Below are 5127 nucleotides of genomic sequence, written 5' to 3' on the forward strand. Positions count from 1 at the left end.
TAAGGCAGATGCCACGGCGATATGGATAGCGCAATTTGTTGGTAGAGAGATCAGAGTGCTTGATTATTACGAAGCACAGGGGCAGCCTTTATCGGAGCATATCGGTTGGTTGCGTCAAAATGGTTATGAGAAGGCATTGATGGTTCTCCCCCATGATGGGGCAACCAGAGACCGTGTGCACAATGTGAGTTTTGAGAGCGCTCTTAAACAGGCAGGCTTTCAAACAAAAGTTATCCCTAATCAGGGAGCAGGAGCTGTTAAGATACGTATAGAAACAGTCCGCCGTGTTTTGCCTTCTGTTTGGTTTAATGAAAAGACGACGGTAGCAGGACGTAAGGCACTGAACTGGTATCACGAGAAATGGGATGAGAAGCGCAATATTGGCTTGGGAGCAGAGCACGATTGGTCCAGTCATGGGGCAGATGCCTTTGGACTGATGTGTATTTCATACAAACCACCAAAAGAAATACAAAAGCGACCAGCTTATAGCGGCAGAACGGAATATGAGAGTACCTCATGGATGGCAGAATGATGTATGATGAAGAGCATTTAGATAAAGAAAGTAACGCATCAGATTTGTCGACAGAAGGCTTATTTCGCAAGCTTGTGAGCTGGTACAAAGAAGATGTGGAGCATGTGAATAAATGGCGTGAACATGCGCGGGAGGATTTTGGTTTTTACAATGGTGATCAATGGAATGAAGAAGATTTATCGGCGTTAAAAAAGCAACGCCGCCCCGTTATGACCTTTAATCGTATTGCCCCATTGGTCAATGCCGTTGTGGGGTCAGAGCGTAATAACAAGCGCGAAGTGCAGTTTATTCCCCGTCAAGTAGGGAAGGCATTGCCTAGTGAATTGCTTACCGGTGCGGCAGAATGGTTTCGGGACATGGCGCATGCCGAATACGCTGATAGTGATGCTTTCCAAGATGCGGTTATCTGCGGCATGGGGTGGACTGATACACGGCTTGATTATGAGAACAGCCTCGATGGTGAACCGGTAATTACGCGTTTAGACCCGTTAAAGATGGTTTGGGATAGTGCAGCGGTGCAACCGAATTTAACCGATGCGCAACGTTTGTGGTATGTAGATCGCAAGCCGTTAGAAGTAGCTAAGCAGATGTTTCCCAAATCTCATTGGACAGAGCTGAGTGCAGATTGGGCAAGGGATGGTAGCTCTCATGAAGGTGTTCACCATAATGATCTTGATTATTACAGTGATGAAGGGAGCATTGATGTTGAAAACGGTCGTCGGATGGTTACACTTGTTGAATGCCGTTGGTTTGAAAGCGAGAGGTATTACAAAGCGCCCGATTTAAGCACTGGAGAACTTCGTGATTATAGCGAGGAAGAATTTAAGCAGCTACAGTGCATGATGCCCGATATCCAAGGGGCAGCTTTCAATAAAAAGGTTGTAAGACGTGCTTTTTTAGGGAGAAAATTGCTTGAATCCCCCGATCAACCCATGGTTCCAGCGGGTCAATTGGGTTGGGAGTGTATAACGGGGTATTTTGACAAGATAGAACGGCAATTTTATGGGGTTGTGCGTCCTACAAAAGACCCTCAGCGGTGGGCGAATAAATATTTCAGTCAAGTGATGTATATCCTTAATAGCCAATCCAAAGGGGGGCTTATTGTCGAGGAAGGGGCATTTAAGGACATCAGGCAGGCTATGCAAGATTGGTCGCGGGCTGATGCGTTGCTAGTTGCTGAAGATGGCGCCCTTGCACAAGGAAAGATCCAACCCAAACCCGTAGCAGAATTTCCAACGGGGTTTTTCCAACTGTTTAATGAAGCTAAGGAAGCAATTAATCAGGTGACGGGTTTATCGCCCGAATTCATTGGCACAAGAGAAGTGACACAAGCGGGTATTTTGGAGGCACAACGACGCCAATCCAGTTTAAATCTGCTTGCTTGTCTGTTTGATGGTTTACGTTTGTACCGCAAGCGGCAAGGTAAGATTATTTTGCACTTGATACAGAATTACTTGTCCGATGGTCGTTTGGTACGGATATCTGGTGAGGAGAATGCGCAATATATTCCATTGACGCGTGAAGAAGTAACGAGTGTCGAGTATGACATTGTTGTTGATGATGCGCCAACCAGCCCGAATGAGAAAGAGCGCACCTTCGGTATTATCACACAACTGCTCCCATTGCTTCAAAATGCGATTACGCCGGATATTATGCTTGATCTACTTCGTTATTCTCCATTGCCGGCGTCATTACTCAATCGTGTCAGTGAGAAGTTCCAACAGCAACAAATGGCACAACAACAGCAGATGGACCCCGAGCAGGAAATGAAGTTGCAGGAAAAGCAGCAAGATATTGCGGCTAAAAATCAGATGCAACAGATGGATTTACAAGGCAAGCAGATTGAATTGTTCATGCGTCAAAAGAGAGCAGAATTAGAAGCAGAAATGATGCAACAGCGCCATGACATTGAACGGCAGAAGCTTCTCAATGATCAGGCACACAATCAGATTATGCGAGAGCGAATAGCATTACACAGAGGTATGCATAGTTAAGAGAGGTGAAAGAATGAATGCAGAAATGAATGAAGCTATGAATGAAGATTACAGAGTTGGAGCACCGGTCTTTGATGATGAGAGCTCTTTTGATGCCGGCACTTATGATGGTGAAACGATTGATAATGATGATGTCACCTCTCCAGAGCCGGTTGCACAGCCCGTTGAAAAACCTTCAGAGATTGTTCCTAGTATAGAACAGCAGCGTATGGAGCAACAAGCCAAACAAGCCCGTGAAGCGCTTGTAAAGTTTTATGAACCCCAATCCCAGACGCCAATGGTTGAAGGTGAAAATGCACCCCCAGACCCTACACAAGACATTATTGGCTATATGAGTTGGATGGGAAAAAAGCTACAAGAGCAGGATGCGTATATTAGGGAACAGAAAGAAGCGCTAAGACAAGCTGAGGAACGGCAGCAGCATGATATACGTCTTGGTGAATTTTTTAATAATTCTGTTAAGTCGTTTCAAAATAAATCCAGTGATTTTGATGCCGCGGCAAATTTTCTTTATGAGGCACGCGCAAAGGAATTGAGTTCTTGGTCATCACTTTATCCTGAGTATGGACAACAAAACACAATAGATGCGATTATAAGAGATCAATTGCATGCTCTTGTAGCGACTTGTGCACAAAGAGATCTCAATCCGGCAGAAGAGATTTATAGAATAGCGCAAAATCTTGGCTATCAGAACCAAGGGGTTCAAGCGAATAATCAAGTTGCAGAACTTCAAAGCCGTCAGAATTCTGCGAGAACCTTAACGGCATCTGGTGGAGGGGGAAGTACAGGTCCACTTTCATGGGAAACGATGGACGCTATGACGGATAAAGAGTTTCAAGCGTGGTACAGTAATCCAAAAAACCGAGTGCTTATACGCAAATTGAGTGGTGCGGATGATGAAGATTAAGTGAAAGACTTTTAGAGAATAAGCCGCCTTTGGTGCGGGTTGGTGTTCCGGCTTTAAGCCGGTTTTTTTATAGCAAAGAAAGGTGAAATAAATGGCAACAACACATATAGGGATTAATGATCCACATGCGTTAAAAACATGGGCGAGAATACTTGATGCGGAGGTCTCCAAAGCAACCCCCATTGCTCCTTTGATGGGGCAGGATTCCAATAGCATTATTCAGGTGAAAACAGAGACGCAAAAAGGCAAAGGGGATTGTGTAACATTTAGTCTGCGAGCTCAGTTATCAGGACGTGGTGTGAGTGAGGGAGAAACCCTTGAAGGCAATGAAGAGGCACTCCAATTCCTTCATGATAAACTGTATATCAATGAACTTTATCATGGAACAAGAATTGCCAATGAAGGCACTATTGATAATCAGCGCACATTGTTTAATTTGCGCGAAGAAGCCAAAAACAGTTTATCAGATTGGTATGCGGACCGTTTGAGTTTGATGTTTTTCGTTCATGCTTGCGGTTATACCGCTAACAGGCTCCGTTTTGAGGGAGAACTGGTTGATCTTGATCCTCTTTTTTGGGGCTTTAATGCACCGTTAGCTCCAAGCAATAAGCGCATTGTGCGACCAGAAGCAAAAACCAAGGATGAAGATCTTACAGAAAAAGCCAAACACAGCTTTAATCTTAAATTGATAGATGAAGCGGTTCAGTGCGCTAAGCTAGCGAATCCTAAAATTAGACCGGTTCGTGTGAATGGCGAGAGTGTTTATGTGTTGTATTTGCATCCCATTCAGGTAACGCAATTGCGCACCAATACAGAGACGGGTCAATGGCTTGATATTCAGAAAGCCGCTTATACCGGTTCGCGTTCCAAAAACCCAATCTTTGATGGTTCTCTAGGCATGTACAACGGTGTGATTTTACGTGAATCAGAGCATGTCACCAATGGTGTTAAATCCACGGATAGTACACGTCTTGAAGGTGTGCGCCGTGCTGTTTTGCTTGGAGCGCAAAGTGTCGTTATGGCATTTGGTAAGAGTTACGGTAAGACCCGCTATAAAATCGAAGAAGAAACCTTCGACTACAAACGCGAATACGGTTTTGGAGTGCATACAATTATGGGCATGAAGAAAACGCGTTTCCAAATGCCCGGAAGAGCACAAGGAGCCCAAGATTTTGGAACGATAGTTATCCCCACCTACAGCGGTGAAGTTGAGTGATGAGGAAAGGAAATAGGACATGGTAGATGGCGTAACAGGACACTTACACGGCAGAGATCTTCATACACATCAGGTCAGTTTTTTGCGTTTGAATATCTCGTATAAAGATAAGCATTTGACACGCAAAATCGGGACTTTACCGCGTGGTGCGATGATCCTTTCGATTAAAGCGTTTGTGAAGACAGCGTTTTCGGATGCGAAATTAAAGATAGGTAGCACCTATGGTGGTAATGAGTTTAGTGAAAAGGACATCAAAACCCAAAGCACTCAAGATTTTACATCAACCAACCAAAAAGAGTTTGTTCCAGATGATCAAGAGCTTACGCTTTATGCAACACGGGATAAAACAACCGCGGCTGGAGAGTGTGTTGTGGTGGTGCAATTCGTGACCAATCGTTGAGAGGTATTTTGATGACACGTCATTATATTCGGGTTAAGACCGGAGGACCGATACCTGTAAAGCGAGATGTTTATCGTC

Annotated in this window: 4 protein-coding genes and 1 pseudogene; all 5 read left to right on the forward strand. The window is 44.5% G+C overall.

The genetic code is table 11. The annotated features are described in order from the left end of the window. Positions 1-532 (forward strand): annotated as a pseudogene (locus tag ACFILH_RS03415) (PBSX family phage terminase large subunit); the annotation flags it as partial. Further along, positions 517-2526, forward strand: coding sequence for a portal protein (locus ACFILH_RS03420; RefSeq protein WP_375667362.1), 2010 nt, complete (start codon positions 517-519; stop codon positions 2524-2526). The pseudogene ACFILH_RS03415 and the gene ACFILH_RS03420, both read left to right, overlap by 16 nt. A gap of 13 nt (positions 2527-2539) precedes the next feature. Then, the gene (locus ACFILH_RS03425; RefSeq protein WP_273791510.1) at positions 2540-3433 is read left to right on the forward strand and encodes a hypothetical protein; all 894 of its coding nucleotides are present in this window, start codon (positions 2540-2542) and stop codon (positions 3431-3433) included. 91 nt (positions 3434-3524) lie between these two features. Further along, on the forward strand, positions 3525-4649 hold the full coding sequence (locus tag ACFILH_RS03430) for a N4-gp56 family major capsid protein (protein ID WP_375654812.1): 1125 nt from the start codon (positions 3525-3527) through the stop codon (positions 4647-4649). A 19-nt stretch (positions 4650-4668) separates the two neighbouring features. Next, the gene (locus tag ACFILH_RS03435; RefSeq protein WP_375667364.1) at positions 4669-5049 is read left to right on the forward strand and encodes a hypothetical protein; all 381 of its coding nucleotides are present in this window, start codon (positions 4669-4671) and stop codon (positions 5047-5049) included. Positions 5050-5127: the final 78 nt, after the last annotated feature.

Source organism: Bartonella sp. CL435QHHD, from assembly GCF_042195095.1.
Classification (GTDB): domain Bacteria; phylum Pseudomonadota; class Alphaproteobacteria; order Rhizobiales; family Rhizobiaceae; genus Bartonella.

Excerpts from the sequence above, each read along its gene's own strand:
- ACFILH_RS03430 (WP_375654812.1), top strand. The coding sequence starts at position 3,525 with ATGGCAACAACACATATAGGGATTAATGATCCACATGCGTTAAAAACA.
- ACFILH_RS03420 (WP_375667362.1), top strand. The coding sequence starts at position 517 with ATGGATGGCAGAATGATGTATGATGAAGAGCATTTAGATAAAGAAAGT.
- ACFILH_RS03435 (WP_375667364.1), top strand. The coding sequence starts at position 4,669 with ATGGTAGATGGCGTAACAGGACACTTACACGGCAGAGATCTTCATACA.
- ACFILH_RS03425 (WP_273791510.1), top strand. The coding sequence starts at position 2,540 with ATGAATGCAGAAATGAATGAAGCTATGAATGAAGATTACAGAGTTGGA.